This window comes from Lentzea sp. NPDC005914, assembly GCF_040629405.1.
In the GTDB taxonomy this organism is placed as follows: Bacteria; Actinomycetota; Actinomycetes; order Mycobacteriales; family Pseudonocardiaceae; genus Lentzea.
The window spans coordinates 170,049-191,729 of record NZ_JBEXVQ010000015.1 but is presented as its reverse complement, the minus strand read 5'-3'; the positions used below and the strand labels follow the sequence as shown (position 1 = coordinate 191,729).

Here is a 21,681-nt window from a genome sequence, read left to right as displayed (position 1 = left end):
TCCAAAACTCACAGATCATCCCGCTACGCACAAGTCGTAAGCATTGGAGTATGCGGTGAACATCGCGCTGTGGGTGGTGCAGGGTCTCCTGGCGGCGGCCTATCTGGCGGCCGGCCTCATGAAGCTCTTTCGGTCGCGTGAGCAGATGGTGGCTTCCGGGAGTTTCGAGTGGGCCAAGGACATGACCGACGGTGCTGTGAAGGCGATCGGCGCGGTCGAGGTGCTGGGAGCGCTTGGGCTCGTCCTGCCGGAGTTGACGGGGATCATGCCCGTGCTCACGCCGATCGCCGCTGTTGGGCTGGTGATCGTGCAGGTCTTCGCAGCTCGGGTGCACCTGAAGCTGGGGGAGACGAAGTCGTTGCCCGTCAACATGGTTCTGCTGCTGCTGGCCGCGTTTGTGGCGGTGGGGCGGTTTGCGAGCTGATCTGCTGCGGGTGGGGGCAGGTCGATGTCGGCGGCGGGTTATGCTCGTGGTCTTCGTAGTTTCAGTGGTGAATGAAACTAATCAGAACGGGGTGCCACGCTTCGAGATCGAGCGCAGGCCCACCATCGCTTCGAAGAGAGGGTGGGCCGTCTCGTCCCGTTCGCGCGGGACTCGGGTGCGATCACGCTGTCCCCGTTCGTGCGGGTCGAAGGGTGACTCGGGTGCGAGCGGCCGCGTTCTGTTCGCGCGGGTCTTGGGTGCGATCACGCTGCAAGCCGTGAATCCCTGCCCGCCCACGAAATCACCGTGACCGTGACCCTTCTTTCGGCGGTGGGCGGCCCCCGGTCGAGCTGCCAAGCTGGACCCGCGTGAGACTCGAGCTTTGACAACGTTGTCACAGACCGCCGCCGCGGTGAGGAGCGGGAACCATGCGTTTCAGGACGCTGTTCGTGGCGTGCGCGACGGTCGCGGCGACGGTGGCAGCGGTGTCGCCGGCCGCGGCGCAACAGGATCTGAGTTCCTTCGTGAACCCCTTCATCGGCACCACCAACGCGGGCAACGTCTATCCCGGCGCGGTGCGGCCGTTCGGCATGCTCTCGTGGAGTCCGACCACGACCAGAGGTGACCAGACCGGTGCCGGGGCGGCCGGGGGTTACCAGTACGACGTGCGGCGCATCCGGGGCTTCGGGTTGACGCACCTCAACGGGACGGGCTGCACGCCGGGCGCTTCCGGGGACATCCCGATCATGCCGCACGCCGGGGACGTGACGTCGTCTCCCTCGGCCGACAGCACCGACCAGGTCTACGCGAGCAACTTCTCGCACGCCAACGAAAGCGCCTCGCCCGGCTACTACCGGGTCGGGCTCGACTCCGGGGTGAACGTCGAGCTGACCGCCACCGAGCGGACCGGGACCGGGCGGTTCACGTTCCCCGCTGGACGGCCGGCGAACCTGCTGTTCCGCACCTCGAACTCGTTGAACGGCAGCGGGAACGCGTCGGTGCGGATCGACCCGGCCGGGCGCAGGGTGACCGGATCGGTCGACGGCGGCGGGTTCTGCGGGCGCACCTCGGGCGGTGCGGCGAACCAGCGCGTCTACTACCGGCTGTTCTTCACCGCGGAGTTCGACCGGCCGATCACCTCGTACGGCACGTGGCGCGACGGAACCCTGTCCCCTGGCAGCACTTCCGGTCAGGGCGGCGAGGGGTTCACGCAGCGGGCCGGCAAGGGCTCGGGCGGCTACGTCGGCTTCGAGCCCGGCACCGTCACCGCGCGAGTCGGCATCTCGTACGTCAGCGTGGCGAACGCGCAGGCGAACCTGGCCGCGGAGAACCCGCCGAGCAGCGGTTTCGACACCGTGCGGGCAGCGGCACGGGCGCAGTGGGAACAGGCGCTCAACCGCATCCAGGCGACGGGCGGGACCACCGCGCAACGCACGGTCTTCTACACCGCGCTGTACCACGCGTTGCTGCAGCCGAGTCTCGCCAACGACGTCAACGGCGAGTACCTCGGCTCGGATCTGCGCACCTACCGGCTGAGCGCGGGCCAGACGGCGCAGTACGGCACCTTCTCCGGCTGGGACGTCTACCGGTCCCAGGTGCAGATGCTCGCCCTGCTGGAACCGCGGGTCGCCGGCGACTACGCCCAGTCGCTCCTGAACTACGCCGACCAGCGCGGCGGCGAATGGGATCGCTGGCTGCACAACAATGGCAAGACGGCGGTCATGTCCGGTGATCCGTCCGCGCCGGCGATCGCGGGCATGTACGCGTTCGGTGCGGACAACTTCGACGTCCAGAAGGCTTTCGCGTCGCTGGTCACGGCGGCCACGGTGCCGACGGCGAACGACACGTCGGACAACGGCTGCCCGATCCAGTGTCCTGGCCAGCGTCCGTCCCTCGACCGGTACCAGAGCCTGCATTACGTGCCGTCGAACAGCTGCCACTGCTGGGGCGCGGCAGCGGAGACCCTGGAGGACGTCACCGCCGACTACGCGTTGTCGCAGTTGGCCAAGAAGCTCGGCGACAGCACGCGGCAACAGCAGTTCGAGCAGCGTGCGGGCTACTGGCGCAACGTCTTCGACCCGAGCGTCCGCTACATGCGCAACCGGGCCTCGAACGGCACCTGGGCGCCGAACTTCACGCCGGGCACCGGCACCGGGTTCGTCGAGGGCACCAGCGCCCAGTACACGTGGATGGTCTACCACGACGTGACGGGCCTGGCCGCGGCCATGGGCGGCAAGGCGGCGGCAGCGGCCCGGCTGGACGGCTTCTTCCACGACCAGAACGGGAACTGGGACCTCAGCGGCGCTGACCCGACCCGCTACGACGCGGGCAACGAGCCCAGCATCCAGACGCCGTGGCAGTACATCTACCTCGGCAGGCCGTACCAGACGCAGGAGACCGTGCGGCAGATCGTGGACACGTTGTGGACCACCGGAACCGGCGGCATCCCCGGCAACGACGACCTCGGCACGATGTCGTCGTGGTACCTGTTCGCCGCGATGGGCATCTACCCGCAGGTGCCGAGCCGCGCCGAGCTCGTGCTGTCCGCACCGCTGTTCACGAAGGTGGAGATTCGGCGCGCCAACGGCAAGACGATCGTCATCGAGGCAGCGCAGGCGTCCTCGCAGAACAAGTACGTCCAGTCGTTGTCGGTCAACGGAACGGCCTCGAACCGGGCTTGGGCACCGGAGTCGCTGGTGCGGGACGGCGGACGGCTGACCTACGTCCTCGGCCCGACGCCGAACAAGACCTGGGGCGCGACCGACACCCCACCCCAACTAGGTGGTTAGGGACGGTCCGATCCACCGGCGAACCAGCTGCCGCAGCTGGTCGTCGGTGGCTTCCGGCGACGACGGATTGCGCAGGAACGAAAGGAAGAGCCGCATCAGGATCTCGGCCAGCCCGGCGAAGTCCTCCTCGGTGCTCACCCCGGCAGCGGCCCAGTCGACCGGCACGTTGCGCAGGATCCGCGCGCCCAGGGCGAGCCATTCGCGCGACGTGACGGCGCCGGTGAAGAAGTCTCCCTCGTCGGCTTGCAGGAGCAGGCTCAGGTAACGCTCCTCGGGCACGGCCCGCACGCCGAACACCACGGACTCCACGGCCACCTCGGCGGGGCTGCCGAACGACGTCAGGTGGCGTTGCATCCGGACGGCGAACTCCTCGACGCCCGCGATCGCGACGGCGCCCAGGATGTCGGCCAGCCGCGGGAAGTAGCGGTAGACGGTCTGCCGGGTCACGCCGGCCTCGGCGGCGATGTCGGAGAGGCTGGTCTTGGCGAGCCCGGCGCGGTCCAGGCACGCCGTCGCCGCGTCGACGATCCGGCGGCGTGCCTCCTGCTCCGTGCCGGGCGGGTTGCCCTGCCATCCGTGGTGCCCCATGCGCACCATCTTTCCTTACACCAGGACGCGCGTCCGGTAGAGCCGCGCCAGCACCAGCCCGGCCCCGGCGAAGCACGCGAGCGCGTACACGAGGCCGACGATCGGAACGCCGGAGGTGGTCACCCAGAACACCGCCATCACGCCCAGGTAGCACGCCGGGTAGTACCGCGCGAACGCCGATGTTCCCGGAAGTCCTTGCGCGGTAACGACCAGCCATCCGCCCGCGACCCAGATCAGGGCGAGCTCAGCACCGAGCACCCAGGCCTGGCCGGTGACGTTGGCGCCGAACAGGCTCGCGGGAAAGCCCGCGATCATCATCGACAGCGGAGCCAGCAGCCCGGCGACCCACCGCCATCGTCCTGGCAGCCGCACGACCAGATAGGTCATGGCAGCCAGGGACACCGAAGCGAACAGCAACACGCTCTTCATCGGCACCAACCCCATCATGGGCTGGTTCACCATGGCGTTGGCCGGGTTCCAGGCCCACCACTTGAGCTGCGGTCCGATGTGGTCGAACACCTCGTAGAACACCTGGCAGACGAACGCCACGGCCACCGACCCGGCCAGCGCGCCGCGGTGCGCGAAGATCCCGAGCACCCGCACGACCTCGTAGGCGAGCTGGCTGATCATCGGGTAGAACGCCACGATGTACAGCGGCAGCCGGTCCCACATGAACTGCATGGTGAACTGGTTGTGGGCGAAGATGAAGCCGTAGATCTCGTCGAGCCCGAACCACTCCGGGAAGTACAGCGGCGGCTCGATGACGAAGAGGTAGACCAGCGAAGCCCACCACAGCGCGAGGTTGACCGGATCGCCCTCGCGCCGTCGCCGGACGGCGTGCACCAGGGCGAACACGGCTCCCGCGATCACGAGGACCTCGAGCAGCGGCATCGTCCAGTTCGCGAGATCCCACGGCGCCCGCACGGAGACGACGGGGGAGACGTCGTGGCAGTCGAACCCGAGTCCGCGGGTGACGGCTTCCGCGTCCGGCCCGCACTCGGTCATCGCGCCGCCGCCGTCGAGTAGTCCCTGGCCGGAGGCTCGGCCATCGGGTCGAACCCGAACGGAACCCGGTGACGCCCCAACGCGGTCCGGACGCGGTAGCGCAGAAGTGCCGCTATCACCCGAGGGTTGGTCATCATGTCGCCCAGCGACTCGTCCAGGTTGAACACCTTCGCGAAGTGCTCGTCGACCACCGCGTACTCCCGTGCCGCACCGACGATGAAGCTGAACGCCGGCCCCGACACCGCCGCGACGAGCTTGCGCCGCCACTCGGGCGGTTTCTCGGTGCCTTCCGCGCACTCGTAGCCCTGGTCACGGGCCATCGCCAGGCGCCACGGCACGTTGAGCGACTTCCGTTGCGCCGCGAGGAACCGCGCGGAGAAGTCGCCGTCGACCTGGGTGGCACCTTCCAGATGCCCGCGCAGCAACAACGCGGAGCTCGCCGCCGAGCTGATGCCCTGAGCGTAGAACGGGTTGAACGCGCAGATCGAGTCACCGACGAACGCCAGCCGCCGCGGAGGCGTCTTCCACAGGTCGTAGCGCCGCCACTTGTTGCCCGTAGACCGCGTCAGGTGCACCTCCGAGGTCGGCGTGCACTTGTCCATGGCCTGCGCGAACAACGGCGTCCGCACCCGCCGGGCCGACCCGATGAACGCCTCGGTGGTGCGCGGCATCTCGAGACCCCACGAGCCCATGCACGCGATGGCCCGGTTGCCCTCGATCGGGAAGAAGTTGACCAGGAACTCGTGCTCGGCCGGGTGTTCGCCCTTGTGCAGCGTCGGCATGATCACCAGATGCCGCCACCACCACGAGGCCGGCGGCTCGGCGGGCAGCTCGTACCAGCGCGAGGTGTAGGTGACCTTGGCGTCGAGCGTGCGCACCTGCGGCTCCGGCCATCCCGCCGCGACGAGCCAGCTGCCGACTCCGGATCCTCGCCCCATCGCGTCGACCACGAAGTCGGCGTCGAGGTGCTCGTCGCCGACTGACACCCCGGTGACCCTGCCGCTGCGGCAGCTCACACCGCTGACCGAAACCCCTTCGCGCACAACGACGTTGCCCAGCTTGTGCACCTGGTCGCGCAACACCCGTTCGATGAGGACGCGCGAGCTGTAGATCATCGTCATCGCGGCCTTCTTGCGCGCCGACCAGCCCTCCCCGTCGAGGTAGGCGGCGTCCATCGACGGCATCAGGTGCAGCCCGCCGGCGTTGATCAGGGCCTCCTCGAAACCGGGGAACAACGCCCCGATCGCGCGGCGCCCCGAGTTCAGCAGGAAGTGCGGGTGCTTGCTCTGCGGCACCCCGCGCCGGTGCTCGGCCTGCACCGGCAGCTCGTCGCGTTCGAGCACCACCACTTCGTCGAAGTGCGGGGCCAACGCCCCAGCCGTGCACAGACCTGCCGCGCTGCCACCAAGAACGACCGCGGTCCTGCCGAGCCGCATGCGGACCAACTCCCCGGGCTCATTCATACAAAGTGCGCTCGAATGTATGAATGAGCCGGTCGACCGTCAATGGTCGTTACGGCGTCACGGCCATCGTCACCGGGTTGGCGCGCACCCGTTTGCCGACCGCGGTGGACGCGGTCCGCTGCAAGTGGCCTTTTGATGCGGGCGCGAAATGGGTCTACCGAGAGGCCACTTCGTCGTCGACGATCGTCGGTGTGAACATCACCGAACTCGACGACGAGAGCACCGCGCTGGCGTTCGACACGATGCGTGAGCTCCGCCCGCACCTCACGTCCGCGGACGCCTTCGTCGCGGCCGTGCGGATCCAGCGCAAGGAGGGCTATCGGCTCGTGGCCTCTCTCGACGCCGACGGCCGTGTCGCCGCGGTGGCGGGGTTCCGGCCCCTCACGAACCTCTACGCTGGATCGCACCTGTACATCGACGACCTGACCACGCTCTCCACCGCGCGCAAGCAGGGTCACGCCGGCGCGTTGCTCCGCTGGGTCGACGAGGAGGCCCGCCGCCTCGGCTGCGTGGGCGTCCACCTGGACTCCGGCACGCACCGGCACGACGCCCACCGGCTCTACCTGGGTTCCGGCTACGTCATTCCGGCGTTCCACTTCGCCAAGGTGGTTGACTGACCCGCGTGCGGGTAGTCGTCGTCTCCGGAGGCGATCCGGGCCACGTGGTGCCCGCGATCGCGCTGTGCCTGCGGTTCCTGGAGGCCGGCGACACACCGTCTCTTCTCACCGGCGACCGGTGGGTCGAGGCCGCCGCTCGTTCGGGGATCACCGCGTCACGGGTCACCGGTCTGTCGCTCGCGGACCTGAACGGCTGCGCGGACCTCGGTGCCGCGTTGCACTCGCAGGCCGGCACTCTCGCGTCGGCTCTGGTCCCTCAACTGGCCGCGCTGTCACCGGATCTCGTGGTGTGCGACGTCCTCGCACTGGGCGCGAGCATGGCCGCGGAACTGCTCGGCGTGCCGTGGGCGCAGCTGTCACCCCACCCGTTGTACGAGCCGTCGCGGTGGCTGCCGCCGATGGGCAGCGGGCTGGCCCCTGGAACCGGCATGCGGGGCAGGCTGCGCGACGCGGTGTTGCGGGCGATGACCGCCAGGTCGATCCGTCAGGGCGACCGGCAACGCGCTCTGGTCCGGCAACAGATCGGCCTTCGTGCGCGCGGCGAAGGCCCGGCGGTGCGGCTGATCGCGACGCTGCCCGCGTTGGAGGTGCCGCGTCCGGACTGGCCTGGCAACGCCCACGTCGTCGGGCCGCTGTTGTGGGAGGCGAGCGACGAACTCATGACGCCGCCGCCGGGCGACGCTCCGCTGGTGATGATCGCTCCGTCGACGGCGTGGACCGGCGCCACCGGCATGGCCTCGTTGGCTCTCGAGGCGCTGCGCGGTCTGGGTGTGCGGGCCGTCGTGTCGACGTTCGCGCCGCCACCGGGCGACCTGCCGTCGTGGGCGCGGTCGGGGCCGGGGCGGCAGGACTCGTTGCTGCGCGAGTCGTCGGTGCTGGTCTGCGGTGGCGGGCACGGCATGCTGGTCAAGGCGCTGCTGGCCGGGGTTCCCGTCGTGGTGGTGCCAGGTGGCGGTGACCAGTGGGAGATGGCGAACCGGGTGGCCCGGCAGGGGAGCGGTGTGATCGTCCGGCCCTGCACTGTGGACTCGTTGCGGGACGCGGTGACCTGCGTGCTCGGGGATCCCCGGTTCGCGGCCGCGGCGGCTCGGGCGGCGTCGGTGGAGGGTGTCCGTGATCCGGTCGAGGTGTGCCGGGCCGCTGTCACCGCGGGTGTCGCCTGAGCTGTGGTAGGCGTGGATCATGCTGAACTACGGTCTTGAAATGTCCGAAGTGGACAGCAGGCTGGTGCTGGACGCCCTGGTGGCGGAGGGGGACGAGCTCGACGCCCTGGTGGCCGAGCACGACTGGACGACGGCGACGCCGGCGGCGGGCTGGACGATCGCCCACCAGATCGCTCACCTCGCCGCGGCGGATGCCAACGTGGTCGCCGCCATCCGGACGCCGGACGCGTTCGGCACCGTGCCGAAGGACTCCGACCTCGTGGCCGCGGAAGGCGCTGCCACACCAAGGGATGTGCTGCTGGAGCAGTGGCGCTCCGGTCGCGCCGAGGTGGTGGCCGCGCTCCGGGAGATCCGGCAGGAGCAGGGGTTTCCGTGGTTCGGTGCGGAGGTGACCGCCCAGCTCATGGCTCCGTTGCGGCTGATGGAGACGTGGGCGCACGGACAGGACGTGTTCGACGCGCTGGGCGTGAAGCGGAACCCGACGGCACGGCTGCAGCACGTGGCGTTTCTGGGCGTGACCGGCCGGACGCTGTCGTTCTACGCCGCTGAACTGCCCATCCCGCAGGAGCCTTTTCGCGTCGAGCTGACCGGCCCGGACGGGGAAGCCTGGGCGTGGGGGCCGTCGGACGCGGCGCAGCGGATCCGGGGGAGTGCCGAGGACTTCTGCCTTCGCGTCACCCACCGCCGGTCTCGCGCGGAGACCGGCTTGACGGCGGTGGGCGACGACGCGGACACGTGGCTCGACGTCGCCCGCGTCTTCCTCTGAAAGCCTTACGGCTTGTCGGACACCTTGATCTTGCCTTCGATGATCTGCGCCTTGTAGCCCTCGAGAATCCCCTGCAGTTTCGCGTCCACCTTGCCGCCCGGCGCCGCGTACCCGACTCCGTTCACCTTGAGGTCGAAGACCTTCGGCAGCGACGCGAGGTCGTTCTTCGCGGCGGCGCGGTAGAAGTCGTACACCGCGACGTCGACGCGCTTGAGGCTCGACGCGACGATGACGTCCTTGTTGGCCGCGAGCGACGGCTGGTTGTACTGGTCGGCGTCGCAGCCGATCGCCAGCACGCCCGCCTGCTTCACCGCGGCGAACATGCCGATGCCGGACGCGCCCGCGGCGTGGTAGACGACGTCGGCGCCCTTGTCGATCAGGCCTTTCGTGGCCTCCTGGCCCTTGGGCGGGTCCTGGAAGCCCGTGAAGTCACCGGCCGGGGTGATGTACTTCTTGTCGATCTGGATCTTCGGGGCCGCGGTCCGGGCGCCCTGGTTGTAGCCGGCCTCGAACTTCTGGATCAGCGGGATGTCCACGCCGCCGACGAAGCCCACGTGGCACTTCTTGCTCTGGTACGCGGCGACGACGCCCGCCAGGAAGGAGCCCTCCTGCTCGGCGAAGACCAGCGGCGTGACGTTCGCGGCGCCGTCGACGGCCGAGTCGACCAGGCCGAACTTGACGTTCGGGAACTCCGGCGCGACGACCTTCAGCGACTCGGTGTAGGCGAAACCGACGCCGACGATCGGGTTGAAGCCCTCGGACGCGAGCTGGCGCAGGCGGGTCTGCTTGGCCGCCTCGTCCTCGTTCGGGGCGGCGGAGAGCTCGCGGGTGTTCTCCTTCTTCACGCCCAGGTCCTTGGTCGCCTGGTCGAACCCGGCGGCGGCCAGGTCGTTGAACGACGCGTCACCGCGGCCGCCGATGTCGTAGGCCAGGCCGATCTTCAGCGCGCTGCCGTCGATCTTCTCCCCGGCCGCGGCGCTGGTGCTGGTGGCGGCGGGAGCACTCGGCGGCGTCGCGAACTCACAGGCCGCGCCAGAGGCAGTGGTCGAACCGGTGCCACCACCGGAGTCCTTCGCACAGGCACTCGCGACCAGGGTCAGCGCGATCGCGGCAACTGCGGTGCCACGCATACGACGGCGCACGGCTCTTCTCCATCCGGTAGGGCTTTCGCGGACGGTACCTCGCGCTGCGCCAAAACTGGTCGAGCGTTCAACTATTGGGAAAGATCTTTGCGGAAGATCAGGAAGTCGCACGGGCACGCGAGGTGCGGCACCAGCGCCGGGTAGTCCGCGTCGAAGTCGCCCGTGCGCACGACCTCGTAGCCGATGCGCGTGTACCAGCCACGCAGGAACTCCTTGACCGGATGAGCCCAGGTCCGCGGCACGAGCAGCTCCAGCTGCATGCCGGGGAGACCGCTCTCACGAGCCCAGCGCTCGGCGAAGGACACGAGGTCCCTGCCGACGCCGGTGCCCCGCTGCTCCGGCGCGGCGACCAGCATCCCGAACTCGCCGAGGCCGTCGTCCAGCCGCTGCACGCGAACCGCGCCGACGACCCGCTCGTCCGAGCGGACCACCGCTATCTGACCGGCTCGGATGAGGTCAGCGACCTCGTCCGAGGAGGTCCGGGCGGCGCCGTCGACCCAGAGCCCCGCCTCGGCCTCGGCGTACACCCGGTTGACCAGCTCCGCGATCTCCTCCGCGAGCGCCAGATCGTCGGTGAACGTCACCACGGCGAGGGCTGCGTGGTCTCGGCGAGCTGTTGCGCGTGCTGGAGCACACCCAGTTCGCGCAACATCTTGTCCTTCTGCGCGGGGTCGTGCGCGACGTGCGACGCGTGCAGGGCCTTGCGCAGACGCGAGGTCCGCAACGGCGTCCACCGGCCGGCCAGCGCCAGTTTCGCGGCCCGCAACGCCGCCCGGTCGCGAGTGCGTGCCAGCGCGTCGCGGTGGTCGTCACCCAGGCCCAGCAACGACAGCAGGCGCTCCCGCACCTCACGGCCCACGCGCGCCCACGTCGTCGTGCGCTGACGCGAAGCGCGGATCTCGATGCCCAGCGCGAGGTGCAGCATCACCAGGCCCAGCACCGGTCCCAGCAGCACCCGCGCGGTACCCGCGACCGGGCCGGACAGGCTGAAGGCGGCGAACGCGGCGAACGCGGTCAGCCCCCACGCGACCAGGCGCGCCGGACCGGGACGGCCGTCACGGCGCACACCACCGCGCATGGCCCAGCCGCACGCGATGAGCGCGGCCTCCATGACGGAGAACAGGACGACCCGCTCGGCGACGTCGGTGATGCCCAGGCGCTGCTCGAAGAACCGCCAGGACGTGTCCACGCTGACACCGATGCTCATGAGCGCGACCGCGTAGAAACCCTTGGCGCCAGCGGGTTTGGCCGGCTCGGCAGGCGGCTGCGCGGGAACGGCGGGCTGCACGGGTTCGGCCGCCGCCTTGACGGCGATGTCGGCCTCGTCCAGCTTCGCGATCAGCTCCGGTGTCAGCAGCACGTGGCCGGCCGTGTCGGTCACGCCATTGCGGGCGCGCCACTCGTTCACGATCGGCGTGGCGTAAGCCCTGCTGGGCACCTTCTGCTGACCCTGCTTGCTCAGCCAGCGGCGCACGTCCTCCACCGAGCTCCCGCGCGGCATGTGCTCCAGCGCGTACAGGATCTGCTCTTTCATGGTCTTGAGCCGGCCTAACTCGGCTTCGCGGCCGACCTCTTCGGTGCGCACTCGTCCTCTCCGTCCCTCGGGGTGATCGCGCGAATCTCCACTGTGTAATTCGCTCGACCCGCGGCACCCTACCGGCTGCCCGGGACGGCACAGCGTCGGGTTTTCGCGCACGCCGCAGGGACGGTCGCCGTACGCGAGGAAACCGTTGGGAGACAGAGACCTGCGGGCCGCGGCACGCCCGTGCCACGGCCCCGCGCGATGTTAGGTCAGGCGCTGTGTGCTCAAGCGGTGGGCAGGTGGATGTCGCTGACGTGCACGTCCACCGCGGCGACGTCGAAGTTCAGGAACTGCTCGACGGACTCGATCACGTCGGTGCGGACCTGCTCGGCCAGCGCCTTGACGGCGTGCCCGAACTCGATGACCAGGGAGACCTTGATCGTGGCGACGTCGCCGTCGACCTCGACGGAGATGCCGTCGGCGTCGAGGCTGTACACGCCGTCGATCTTGGCGGCCACGATGGTCACGACCTTGGCGATGACGCTGTTGTCGACCGAGACGTTGCCGCGAGCACTGGCGGCGGCGCGGGCCGGTGCCGTGGTCTCCTCGGCGGCGGGCTCGGCCTCCGCGACGGGCTCGGCCACGACAGCGGGCTCGGCAACGATGAGGGGCACGACCTCGGCGACGGGCTCGGACTCCTCGTCCTCTTCCTCGGTCTCGCCGGCCTCATCCTCTTCAGAGGCAACGTCTTCGGCCGCAACGGGCTCGTCGGACTCCTCGGTCTCGTCAGACTCGTGTGAGGCGTCCTCGGCGACGACCTCGGTCTCGTCCTCGTCCGCCGGCTGGTCCTCGGTCTCGTCCTCGTCGGCAGCTTCGTCGTCGGCCGCAACCGGCTCGTCGTCTTCGGTCTCCTCGTCCTCGCCGGCCTCGTCGGAGTTCTCCTCGGAGGACTCGTCAGCGGGCTCGTCGGACTCGAGCTCAGCGGTCTCGGGCTCGGTGGCCTCGGCCTCGATCGCTTCGGCGGCAACGGTTTCGTCGGTGGCGGCCTCGTCGGTGGTGACCTCGTCGGCCGGGGTGGTGTCGACCTCGGCGGCGGGCGCCGGGATGTCCTCGCGGGAGTCAGCGATGTCGTTCTTGGGGCGGCCGAAGAAGTTGCTGATGATCTCGGTCATGGGTTTTCCCGTCTCGCGAGCGAAGGATGCAGGGGAGGGAGCGAGTGACGCAGCGCCAGAATAGGACCGGGGCCGGTGACCCAGATCACCGGCCCCGCTTCGAGATTTCCCTGTGTCCCAACAATGTTCAGCTCGTGACGTGACCGCGACCCCACGATCTGTCAGCAGGGTGTATGCGTGCTTCCGAGGGCCGCTTTGGGCGCGCCGGTGGCCAGCCCGGACAGCGTGATCGGGATCCGGACGCAGTTGTTCCGCTCGGCGGTCTCGCGGATCTTGTCGGTCGGGTCGACGCGCGTGACGAGCGTGTAAGTGCCGTCCTGCAACGAACTGACCTCGATCATCTGGTCCGGCAGCGCCCACCAGTACTCGTCGGCCCACCCGCGCGAGATGCCGTTCTTGAACGCGTCGACACCCGGCGGTGAGGTCGGTTCGCGGTCGAGGCAGCGCGGCGCCGGGTAGCTCTGCGGCGCGTTGCCCTTGCGCGCCCACCAGGGCATCTCGGTGTCGGCCATGCAGAAGCCGTTCTTCTTCCCGGTGGCGACCACGGCGCCGGAGGCGTTCTCCAGCGTCGAGACCGAGAAGTCCTCGAAGTGGTAGTGGCTGTGGATCGGGTGGTAATGCATCACGCCGACCGACGGCACGTCGCGGAACGTCCCGTCGGCGCGGTAGATGCGTTGCGAGCCGGGCACTTCCGGCGGGCGCTGCCCGGCAGGGGTCTGGTAGCGCACGTCGACCGGGCCCTCGCCGACGTTCGCCATCGCCTGGCCGAAGCGCAGGCACGTGCGGGCCTTCTGCTCCTCCACCTCGCTGCGGAAGCACGACGAGCCCGGCGCCGCGGCGTCGTCGAAGAACGGCGGCGGCGTCTCGAACGTCGCGTACCGCTGGGGGAGCGCCTCCAGATCCGGCAGTAGTTCGCGCGAGGACGGTCGGGGCGAGTTCTCGTTCTCCAGCAAGCCTTCGTACCGGACGACGTCGGACCCCAGCTCAGGCACGAACGGGTTGTAGAAGACGTAGACGGTGTAGTGCGCGGTGGTCTTCGGCAGCCACACCGACCGCGCCGGGCCGATCTGCGCGTCGGCCAGCGCGGCTCGGCGCGAGCCCTGGTAGACGGCGAACCCGAGACTGTCGTCGGGTGTGGCGCCGACCGCCCGGATCGCCAGCTCGACGCCACCGGGTTTCGCGCGCAGGCCGGCGGGCAGTCGGACACCGACGAACGCGCGGTCGCAGCCGTTCGTCCGGCACTCGGGCACGTCGCGCAGCCGCGGGTCGGACTTGCGGACCTCGCCCTTCCAGAAGACCGGGCGGTGGGAGTCGACGGTCGGTGCCGAAGCAGCGGCGGCCGGGGTGAAGACGAGTAAAAGCGTTGCCAGTATTGCCAAGCCTCTCATTCCATGCCCCCTCAGTGCAGGTTTGGTCACGCTCAGCGACTGTTGACGCTACTCCCGACTGCAACGTTGACACTGTCACGATTGCAGTGTCACTATCGAGGGGTGTGGACGCTCGACGAGTTGCTGGAACGTGTCTCCGCCGCGTTGACGGCGGAGTACTCGGGCGCGCCCAACGGTCGTGTGCGCGATGTGCCCGACCGGCGGGCCGTGCGCTGGTACGCGACGACGGGTCTGGTCGACCGGCCGTCCGCGATGCGCGGCCGCACGGCGTTGTACGAGAAGCGCCACCTGCTTCAGCTGGTGGCGGTCAAGAGACTTCAGTCGCAGGGGAGAGCGCTGGCCGAGATCCAAGCCGAACTGGCGGGCGCCACCGACACGACGCTCGCGGCCATCGCCCGCGTGCCCGACGGCCTGCTGGAGTCCGCCGAAGAACCGCCGCCGGAGGCCGTTCGCCCGCGGTTCTGGGCCGAACCCGTTGCCGCACCGGCCACAACGTCTCCAGCACCGGCGGCTGCGCTGAACGGTGTAGCGCTCGGAGGAGGTGCCGTCGTCCTCGTGCCGGGTACACCGACGGCAGCCGACCTCGCGGACATCGCCGCCGCCGCCCAGCCCCTGCTCGACCTGCTCGCCGCCCGTGGTCTGCTCAACGAAAGGGAATCGTCATGACCTTCTCCGTCGCCCCGATGAAGTCCGCGGAGCTGGACCGGATCGGCCTGGTGCGCGAGGACGCGGGCGTCGGCGCGCTGCGCACCGAACGAGGCAACCTGCCGCTGGAGCGCCTCGACGTGCGGGCGACGATCACCGGTCTGGTCGGCCGCGTCGTGCTGACGACCGGCTTCGTGAACACCTACGACACCGCTCTCGAAGCCACCTACGTGTTCCCGCTGCCGGACCGCGCCGCCGTCACCGGCATGAAGATGACCGCCGGCGACCGCACCGTCGAAGCCGAACTGCAGGAACGTGCTCAGGCGCGCCAGACCTACGACGACGCGATAGCCGCGGGAAGACAGGCGTCGATCGTCGAGGAGGAACGGCCTGACGTCTTCACCATGCGGGTCGGCAACATCCCGGCGGGCGAACGGGTCACCGTCGAGCTGAGCCTGGTCGGGCCGCTGGTGTTCGAGGACGGCGCGGGCACGTTCCGGTTCCCGCTCGTGGTGGCGCCCCGGTACGTGCCGGGCACGCCGCTGCCGGGTCCGTCCGTCGGCGACGGGTACGCGTTCGACACCGACGTCGTCCCGGACGCTTCTCGCATCACGCCGCCGGTGTTGCTGCCGGGCTTCCCGAACCCGGTGCGGCTGTCGATCGGTGTGGAGATCGACCCGGCCGGGCTCGAGCTCGGCGAGGTGCGGTCGAGCCTGCACACCGTGGTGAGCGAGGGCAACACGGTGACGGTCGTGCCGGGGGAGCGTCTGGACCGCGACTTCGTGCTGCGCCTGGCATATGCGGGCAACAGTTCCGCGGCCGTGTGCGTGCCCGACGCGGACTCCGACGAGGGCACCTACCAGCTCACGGTGCTGCCGCCGGGCCTCGAGACCCCGGTCCGGCCTCGTGACGTCGTACTGCTGCTCGACCGGTCCGGCAGCATGTCGGGCTGGAAGATGGTCGCGGCCAGGCGAGCCGCGGCCCGCATCGTCGACACGCTGACCGCGGACGACACGTTCGCCGTGCTCACCTTCGACGACCGCGTGGAACGGCCGGACCTGGGGACGGGACTCGTCGCGGCCACCGACCGCCACCGGTTCCGCGCCGTCGAACACCTCGCGGCCGTGCAGGCACGTGGCGGCACCGAGATGTTCGAACCGTTGCGGGAGGGCCTGACCCTGCTGGCCGACGCGAGCGAGGAGCGCGACCCCGTGCTGGTCCTCGTGACGGACGGGCAGGTCGGCAACGAGGACCAGCTCCTGCGCGACATCGCCCCGGTGATCAACCGGACTCGGGTGCACGCGGTCGGCATCGACACGGCCGTGAACGCGGGCTTCCTCGGCAGGCTCGCCGCGGCGGGCGCGGGCCGGTGCGAGCTCGTCGAGAGCGAGGACCGCCTGGACGAGGCGATGACGCACATCCAGCGCCGCATCGGCGCGCCGATCATCACCGATGTGGTGGTGTCGCCGGAGTCGTCACTGCCGAAGCCGCCCTCGGCGATCTATCCGGGCGTGCCGCTGGTCGTTTTCGGCCGGTACACCGAGGTTCCTGACACCTTCATCGTGCGCGGCCGGACGCGTGACGGCGCGGAGTGGCACGAGACGGTCGCCGTGCAGCGGCACACGGAGTCCGCGGTCCGCGCGCAGTGGGCTCGTGCCGCACTGCGTGACCTCGAAGATCGGTACGCGACCGGTGACCGGGCCGTGGAGCCGGAGATCGTGCGGACCTCGCTGCGTTTCGGCGTGCTGTGCCGCTTCACCGCGTTCGTGGCGGTGGACGAGAAAGTCGTGTCCGACGGCACGGTCCACCGAGTGGTGCAGCCGGTCGAGCAGCCCGCGGGATGGCAGATGCCGGCTCCGCAGTTCCCGATGCAGGCAGGGGGTTACGGCGGGGCACCCGGTGGCGCGATGAGCTTCGCCGCACCGCCGCCCGCCGCTCCCCAGGCGGCCAGGGGACGGATGCTCGCTTCCCGGCCCGCGATGCCGAAGATGATGCCCGCGCCCGCTCCCGCACCCGTGCCGGACGACCCGGCGCAACTGCGCGAGATCGCCGCGACGGAGGTGCGGCGCCTGGACAAGGACGCGGCACTGCCCGCCTGGGAACGCCGCGACCTGCTCGCCGACCTCGCCAGCAGGCTCGGCACGCTCATCGCCGGAAAGCAGGGGCCGGCGTACGAACCGCTGCGGCGCCTGGTCACCGAGCTGACCGCGGGCGGCGACGTGGACCTGCTGTGGGAGCGGGCCGCGAAGGTGCTGCGGGAGTTCGCCACTCAGCCCGTGGCGAAGGAGCGGCGCCGGTCGTTCTGGCGCTGAACCTTGCTCACCCGCGGGCAGTGACGGAACGCTGCTGCGGGTGAGCGTGTTCGGGGAGTGGACGACAGCCGAGGGCCTGCCCACGTTCGAGTACCGGGCGGGCCCTCAGCCCTGGGATCCGGTGATCGACCCGCCTTCGACCCGGCACGTGGTGCACGTCGGCAACCGCCGGATCACCCTGGCGGCCGGCAGCGACGGGCTCGTCAGCGTGTGGGACGAGCACCTCGGATGCCGGTGGCTGGCCGAGCGGACCGGCGTCGCCCGGTTCGGTGCGCTCTCCACGGACACCGCGCCGGTGAAGCTGTTCGGCCCAACCTTCTTCCGGGTCGCAGCAGGCGATGTCGAGCGCACGGTGCTGTGCCCGGAGGGTGAGGTACCGTGGCTGCTGATCAAGATCGACGTGGTCAACAGCGGCTCGGTCGGGCTGCGACAGACGTTGACCGAGGAATGGCAGGTCCAGCAACGTCTGGTGGACCTCGAGTTCGGACCTTCACGCGATGAGGCCCCGCCGGACGCATCCGTGGTGGGGCTCGAGGCGTTCGGCGGCGAGCGCGTGGAGGCCACCGCCGGCCTGTTGTCGGTCTCGGTGCCGGTGGAGTTGGCACCGGGCGAGCGGACGACCGTGTGGTTCCGGTTCGGACTCCTCGACGGGCCGGTCGATCCCGCGACGGTGTACACCGACAGCCTCGCCGGACTTCGGAAACGCCTGCCACTCGATGCGGCCCCCGAGATCCCGTGGCACGCGGCTCTGCTCACGGGCGGCGCGTGTGTGGACGGCGTGCTCGGCGGCCACACCCTGAACCAGGGCTCGGCTTATTCGTTCCGGCACGGTTTCAACGGCGCCGCAAGGGATCCGCTGCAGCACGCGCTCCCGCTGGTGCACCTCGAACCGGACCTCGCGCTGTCGGTGCTGCGCAACACGTGTGCCTGGGGCAGCCCGGACGGCGACCTCCCGTACGCGCTCGACGGCCGCAAACAGCCGTGGACCCAGCTGTTCCGCCCCTCCGACCAGAACCTCTGGGCCCTCTGGCTGGCTGCCGAGTACGCCGCCGCGACCGGCGATCTGGCCGCGTTCGGCGAACCGGTGCCGTACCACCCGTGCCACGACGCCGACCCGGTCCCGCTGGCCGAGAACCTGCGCCGCCAGTTCAGGTTCTTCGCCGACGTGGTGGGCGTGGGGGAGCACGGGCACGTCCGCATCCTCAACGCCGACTGGAACGACCTCGCCATCACCGAGTCCGGGGTGGACCGCGAGCTGATGATCGACCGCGGCGAGTCGGTCCTCAACTCGGCGATGGCCGCCTGGGTGCTCCCGGTCTACGCGGACCTCGCCGAACGGCTCGGAGATCGCGCCACGGCAGAAGAAGCACGCGAGCGGGCGGACGATCTCCGCGAGAGAGTCGCGAACGAGTGGAACGGCCGTTGGTTCCGCCGCGCGCACGCTCCCGGCGGCGGTCCGATCGGTGATCACGACCTGTGGCTGGAAGTGCAGCCGTGGGCGATCCTCTGCGGTGCGGCCACACCTGACCAGGCGCGCGCGTTGGTCCGCAAGATCGACGAAACCTGCCGTGTGGGTTCGCCCCTGGGCGCGCGCCACCGGTGGCCCGTCAGCACGCCCAGCCAGGTGTGGTTCTCCGTCAACATGACGCTGGTCTGGGCCGCCTCCCGCTACGACCCGGACCTCGCGTGGGACGAGTGGCGGCGCATGACCCTGCACGCCCACACCACCGCCTACCCCGGCATCTGGACCGGCACGCTGTCCGGCCCCGACTGCTACCTGGCACCAGAATCCGACCGTCCCGGCGAAACATGGGCCCTGCCCGACCTCGGCGTCGCGATGCAGGCGTACCCGGTCGCCAACCTGCACAGCCACTCCCAGCCGCTGCTCGCCTACCTGCGGCTCCAAGGCGTGGACCCGAGTCAGCCGCGCAAGTAGCGGGTCACCATGTCCACGAGCTCGTTCTCGACCGTCTCGACCGAGATGCCCTGCGGGAAGGCCATGAGCCGGTGGACGTTCACCTCCACGGTGAAGACGACGAGTTCGGCCGCGGCGCCGATGTCCCGGACGTGGACGTCGGGATGCTGTGCGAACAGGTCGCGGACCTGGGCGACGCGCATCTCGGCGTGCCGGGCGACCGTGTCGCGGAGCTCCTGCGAGAACTGACCCTCCTCGATCATGATCCGCAGCAGCCTGGGGTCGTCGCTGTGGTTGTCGACCGCGTCGCGGACCAGCGTCCGCACCGTCGCCTCCAGCGTTCCCGGTGCCAGGTCGAGCGGCCCGGCCGGAGGCCAGGTGCCGCGGTCGATGTGCCGCACCACCAGTTCGGCGAGGATCGAGTCCTTGTTCGGGAAGTACTGGTACAGCGAGCCGATCGACACGCGGGCGCGTTCGGCGATGCGGTTGGTGGTGCCCGCCGCGTACCCGTGCTCGGTGAAAACGTGAGCAGCCGCGGTCAGGATGCGGTCGCGGGTGAGCTCCGCGCGGACCTGCCGAGGCTTGCGACGTGGGTCGAGATGACTGCCGGCCGACGGCATGATCGTCCTCCTCGGGGGTCTCCAAAAGCGAGTACCCAAGAGCTGAGCAAAAGCTCACAATAGTGTCATGACCAGCGTAAACGCCACCCGCAGTCTGACCACCGCCGACGAGGTCGAGGCCCTCGTCGGACGTCCGGCGCCGATGATCGCGGCGAAACAGGTGGGCGAGCTCGACGACGGGTGCGTGGCCGTGCTCGCCGCCAGCCCGATCGCGGGCTTCGGCTACCGGGACGCGGCAGGGTCGAGCAGGGCGACGTTCGCCGGTGGCAGGCCCGGTTTCGCGCGGGTGCTCTCGCCGACCGGGATCTCCTTCGCGCTCGACGAACCCGCCGACGGGCCGTTGTCGCTGGTCTTCCTCCTGCCAGGAGTGGGGGAAACGTTGCGGGTCAACGGTTCTGCCGCCGGCTACCGGGACGGCGAGGTCGTCGTCGACATCGAGCAGGTGTACGTGCACTGCGCCCAGGCCGTCCTGCGGTCCGGGTTGTGGCAGCCACCCGTCGTGGCCGAACCTGGTGCCGAGGTCGGCGACGGTCCGCTCGCCGCGCCCGGTGTCGCGGACTTCCTCGCCGCCGCGCCGTTCCTGGTACTGTCCACATGGGACTCCTCGGGCGGCAGCGACACCAGCCCGCGCGGCGAGGAGCGGGCGGTCGCGCGGATCCTGGACGGCCGCACGCTCGTGATCGCGGACCGGAAGGGCAACAAGCGCGCCGACACGCTCCACAACCTCCTGGCGGACGACCGGCTGGCGTTCGCCGCGCTCGTGCCGGGACGCACCGGCGTGCTCCACGTCCGAGGCAGGGGAACGATCACCGTGGATCCCGAGCTGCTGGAACCGTTGACGCAGCGAGGTATACCGCCGCACGCCGCACTGCTCGTCGACGTCGAGGCCGCCGAGCTGACCACGAGCGACGCGGTGACGCGAGCCCGGTTGTGGACCCCGGACGCCCACGTCGACCGCGCCGAGGTGCCCGACCTGATGGCTCTGGGCAGCCGGCACATCGCCACGAACACGGCGAGCCGGGGTTCTCGCCTCATGCTCGCGCTCGCGCGGCTGGTGCCGGTCCGCTGGCTCAGGGCGGTGATCAACGTGGTCTACCGCTCGGATCTGCGCAAGGAGGGTTACGAGGTCGCCGCGCTGAGCACCTCCCAGCGCGCCACGTCCGAGCATCCGTTGCGCGAGGTGCGCGTGGCCGAGGTGCGCAGGGAGACACGCGATGCCGTCACGCTGGTGCTGGAGGACGGCGAGCCGTTCGCGTTCCGGCCGGGCCAGTTCTTCACGCTGGTGACCGACATCGACGGCCGTGAGGTGCGCAGGCCCTACTCGGCCTCGTCGGCGCCGGGCTCACACCGGTTGGAGGTCACCGTCAAACACATCGACGGCGGCCTGTTCTCCGCACACGTCCACCGCGGTCTCGCCGTCGGGGACAAGCTCTTCGTGCGCGGTCCGTCAGGCTCGTTCCACCTCGAACCCGGTCAGGACGCGGTGCTGATCGCTGCGGGCAGCGGCGTGACGCCGATGATGAGCATGATCCGCACCCTGCTGGCCGAACCGGGAGGCCGGATCGCCCTGCTGTGCAGCAACCGGACCGAACAGGACGTCATCTTCGCCGCCGAACTGGCCCGGCTGGCGGACCAGCACCCCGACCGGCTCTCCGTCACGCACGTGCTGACCTCCCGTGACGGACGGCTCGACGTCACGCGCGTCCGGCAGTGGATCACGCAGTCACCCGGCGCGCGCTTCTACCTCTGCGGCCCGGAACCGCTGATGGACATCGCCCGGCAGGCACTGGACGAGCTCGGCGTCCCGGCGGACCACGTGCACCTCGAGCGGTACATCAGCGGCCCGGAGACGCCGTCCGGGTCCGCCACACCGCAGCGAATGATCGTCGAGCCCCTCGGTGCGGCGGTGGCCGAGCCTGGCCAGACGCTGCTCGACGCCGGACTCGCGGCCGGTCTGCCCATGCCCTACTCGTGCACGGTCGGCAGCTGCGGAGAGTGCGTGGTGAAGCTGCTCTCCGGCGAGGTCGCCCCGAAGGAGCCGAACTGCCTGACCGCGGACCAGAAAGCCGATGGTCAGATCCTCGCGTGCACCAGTTCGCCGCTCACCGACGTCACCGTCGCGGTGCCCTGACGTCCGAGCCCGGCGGAAG

At 70.1% G+C, this 21,681-nt stretch carries 18 protein-coding genes; 9 read left to right on the top strand and 9 right to left on the bottom strand.

From position 1 onward, the window contains the following. Window positions 1-55: 55 nt before the first annotated feature. Both ABZ345_RS22675 and ABZ345_RS22670 read left to right on the top strand, forming a co-directional pair. Window positions 56-424 carry a DoxX family protein gene (locus ABZ345_RS22675; protein WP_359851944.1) on the top strand — a complete coding sequence of 123 codons (369 nt, stop codon included), beginning with the start codon at window positions 56-58 and terminating at the stop codon, window positions 422-424. Window positions 425-852: 428 nt separating this feature from the next. Continuing rightward, window positions 853-3,213 (top strand): GH92 family glycosyl hydrolase, encoded by a 2,361-nt coding sequence (locus ABZ345_RS22670; protein WP_359851941.1) that lies wholly within the window; start codon window positions 853-855, stop codon window positions 3,211-3,213. Here ABZ345_RS22670 and ABZ345_RS22665 read toward each other — a convergent pair. Genes ABZ345_RS22665 through ABZ345_RS22655 form a run of 3 tightly spaced genes read right to left on the bottom strand, consistent with a single transcriptional unit; the run spans window position 3,202 to window position 6,242 of the window. Further along, the gene (locus ABZ345_RS22665; protein WP_359851938.1) at window positions 3,202-3,801 is read right to left on the bottom strand and encodes a TetR/AcrR family transcriptional regulator; all 600 of its coding nucleotides are present in this window, start codon (window positions 3,799-3,801) and stop codon (window positions 3,202-3,204) included. The genes ABZ345_RS22670 and ABZ345_RS22665 overlap by 12 nt on opposite strands. A gap of 15 nt (window positions 3,802-3,816) precedes the next feature. Next, window positions 3,817-4,806, bottom strand: coding sequence for a hypothetical protein (locus tag ABZ345_RS22660; RefSeq protein ID WP_359851935.1), 990 nt, complete (start codon window positions 4,804-4,806; stop codon window positions 3,817-3,819). Further along, entirely contained in the window at window positions 4,803-6,242 is a 1,440-nt protein-coding gene (locus ABZ345_RS22655; protein WP_359851932.1) for a hypothetical protein, read from the bottom strand. Before ABZ345_RS22655 ends, ABZ345_RS22660 begins: the two co-directional genes overlap by 4 nt. Window positions 6,243-6,292: 50 nt before the next feature. Between ABZ345_RS22655 and ABZ345_RS22650 the strand changes: the two genes are divergently transcribed. Genes ABZ345_RS22650 through ABZ345_RS22640 form a run of 3 tightly spaced genes read left to right on the top strand, consistent with a single transcriptional unit; the run spans window position 6,293 to window position 8,815 of the window. Continuing rightward, window positions 6,293-6,886, top strand: coding sequence for a GNAT family N-acetyltransferase (locus ABZ345_RS22650; RefSeq protein WP_359851929.1), 594 nt, complete (start codon window positions 6,293-6,295; stop codon window positions 6,884-6,886). Window positions 6,887-6,891: 5 nt separating this feature from the next. Then, window positions 6,892-8,049, top strand: a complete 1,158-nt coding sequence (locus tag ABZ345_RS22645; protein WP_359851926.1) for a nucleotide disphospho-sugar-binding domain-containing protein — start codon at window positions 6,892-6,894, stop codon at window positions 8,047-8,049. Between the two features lie 40 nt (window positions 8,050-8,089). After that, window positions 8,090-8,815, top strand: a complete 726-nt coding sequence (locus ABZ345_RS22640; RefSeq protein ID WP_359851923.1) for a maleylpyruvate isomerase family mycothiol-dependent enzyme — start codon at window positions 8,090-8,092, stop codon at window positions 8,813-8,815. A gap of 5 nt (window positions 8,816-8,820) precedes the next feature. Here ABZ345_RS22640 and ABZ345_RS22635 read toward each other — a convergent pair whose 3' ends face one another. From ABZ345_RS22635 to ABZ345_RS22615, 5 genes are all read right to left on the bottom strand, one after another. Further along, on the bottom strand, window positions 8,821-9,945 hold the full coding sequence (locus ABZ345_RS22635; protein ID WP_359852061.1) for a BMP family ABC transporter substrate-binding protein: 1,125 nt from the start codon (window positions 9,943-9,945) through the stop codon (window positions 8,821-8,823). A gap of 83 nt (window positions 9,946-10,028) precedes the next feature. After that, window positions 10,029-10,541 (bottom strand): GNAT family N-acetyltransferase, encoded by a 513-nt coding sequence (locus ABZ345_RS22630; RefSeq protein ID WP_359851920.1) that lies wholly within the window; start codon window positions 10,539-10,541, stop codon window positions 10,029-10,031. Beyond that, the gene (locus ABZ345_RS22625) at window positions 10,538-11,542 is read right to left on the bottom strand and encodes a hypothetical protein (protein WP_359851917.1); all 1,005 of its coding nucleotides are present in this window, start codon (window positions 11,540-11,542) and stop codon (window positions 10,538-10,540) included. Before ABZ345_RS22625 ends, ABZ345_RS22630 begins: the two co-directional genes overlap by 4 nt. A 221-nt stretch (window positions 11,543-11,763) precedes the next feature. Beyond that, on the bottom strand, window positions 11,764-12,651 hold the full coding sequence (locus ABZ345_RS22620; RefSeq protein ID WP_359851914.1) for an Asp23/Gls24 family envelope stress response protein: 888 nt from the start codon (window positions 12,649-12,651) through the stop codon (window positions 11,764-11,766). 161 nt (window positions 12,652-12,812) lie between these two features. After that, window positions 12,813-14,030, bottom strand: a complete 1,218-nt coding sequence (locus ABZ345_RS22615; protein WP_359851911.1) for a lysyl oxidase family protein — start codon at window positions 14,028-14,030, stop codon at window positions 12,813-12,815. A 111-nt stretch (window positions 14,031-14,141) separates the two neighbouring features. On the opposite strand from ABZ345_RS22615, the gene ABZ345_RS22610 reads away from it, so the two are divergent. Genes ABZ345_RS22610 through ABZ345_RS22600 form a run of 3 tightly spaced genes read left to right on the top strand, consistent with a single transcriptional unit; the run spans window position 14,142 to window position 18,932 of the window. Then, entirely contained in the window at window positions 14,142-14,705 is a 564-nt protein-coding gene (locus ABZ345_RS22610; RefSeq protein WP_359851908.1) for a MerR family transcriptional regulator, read from the top strand. Beyond that, window positions 14,702-16,996 (top strand): VIT domain-containing protein, encoded by a 2,295-nt coding sequence (locus ABZ345_RS22605; RefSeq protein WP_359851905.1) that lies wholly within the window; start codon window positions 14,702-14,704, stop codon window positions 16,994-16,996. The genes ABZ345_RS22610 and ABZ345_RS22605 overlap by 4 nt, the downstream gene beginning before the upstream one ends. Window positions 16,997-17,036: 40 nt before the next feature. After that, window positions 17,037-18,932 (top strand): hypothetical protein, encoded by a 1,896-nt coding sequence (locus ABZ345_RS22600; RefSeq protein WP_359851902.1) that lies wholly within the window; start codon window positions 17,037-17,039, stop codon window positions 18,930-18,932. Here the strand turns inward: ABZ345_RS22600 and ABZ345_RS22595 are convergent. Beyond that, window positions 18,917-19,531 carry a TetR/AcrR family transcriptional regulator gene (locus ABZ345_RS22595; RefSeq protein WP_359851899.1) on the bottom strand — a complete coding sequence of 205 codons (615 nt, stop codon included), beginning with the start codon at window positions 19,529-19,531 and terminating at the stop codon, window positions 18,917-18,919. The genes ABZ345_RS22600 and ABZ345_RS22595 overlap by 16 nt on opposite strands. A 67-nt stretch (window positions 19,532-19,598) precedes the next feature. Here ABZ345_RS22595 and ABZ345_RS22590 point away from each other — a divergent pair, with 67 nt between their 5' ends. Beyond that, window positions 19,599-21,662: a 2Fe-2S iron-sulfur cluster-binding protein gene (locus ABZ345_RS22590; protein WP_359851896.1), complete on the top strand. Its 2,064-nt coding sequence runs from the start codon at window positions 19,599-19,601 to the stop codon at window positions 21,660-21,662. The last annotated feature ends 19 nt before the right edge of the window (window positions 21,663-21,681 follow it).

What these genes read in the sequence shown, in the direction of transcription:
- ABZ345_RS22670 (WP_359851941.1), top strand. Translation starts at nt 853, where the DNA reads ATGCGTTTCAGGACGCTGTTCGTGGCGTGCGCGACGGTCGCGGCGACG.
- ABZ345_RS22665 (WP_359851938.1), bottom strand. Translation starts at nt 3,801, where the DNA reads ATGGGGCACCACGGATGGCAGGGCAACCCGCCCGGCACGGAGCAGGAG.
- ABZ345_RS22660 (WP_359851935.1), bottom strand. Translation starts at nt 4,806, where the DNA reads ATGACCGAGTGCGGGCCGGACGCGGAAGCCGTCACCCGCGGACTCGGG.
- ABZ345_RS22655 (WP_359851932.1), bottom strand. Translation starts at nt 6,242, where the DNA reads ATGCGGCTCGGCAGGACCGCGGTCGTTCTTGGTGGCAGCGCGGCAGGT.
- ABZ345_RS22650 (WP_359851929.1), top strand. Translation starts at nt 6,293, where the DNA reads ATGAGCCGGTCGACCGTCAATGGTCGTTACGGCGTCACGGCCATCGTC.
- ABZ345_RS22640 (WP_359851923.1), top strand. Translation starts at nt 8,090, where the DNA reads ATGTCCGAAGTGGACAGCAGGCTGGTGCTGGACGCCCTGGTGGCGGAG.
- ABZ345_RS22635 (WP_359852061.1), bottom strand. Translation starts at nt 9,945, where the DNA reads ATGCGTGGCACCGCAGTTGCCGCGATCGCGCTGACCCTGGTCGCGAGT.
- ABZ345_RS22620 (WP_359851914.1), bottom strand. Translation starts at nt 12,651, where the DNA reads ATGACCGAGATCATCAGCAACTTCTTCGGCCGCCCCAAGAACGACATC.
- ABZ345_RS22605 (WP_359851905.1), top strand. Translation starts at nt 14,702, where the DNA reads ATGACCTTCTCCGTCGCCCCGATGAAGTCCGCGGAGCTGGACCGGATC.
- ABZ345_RS22595 (WP_359851899.1), bottom strand. Translation starts at nt 19,531, where the DNA reads ATGCCGTCGGCCGGCAGTCATCTCGACCCACGTCGCAAGCCTCGGCAG.
- ABZ345_RS22590 (WP_359851896.1), top strand. Translation starts at nt 19,599, where the DNA reads ATGACCAGCGTAAACGCCACCCGCAGTCTGACCACCGCCGACGAGGTC.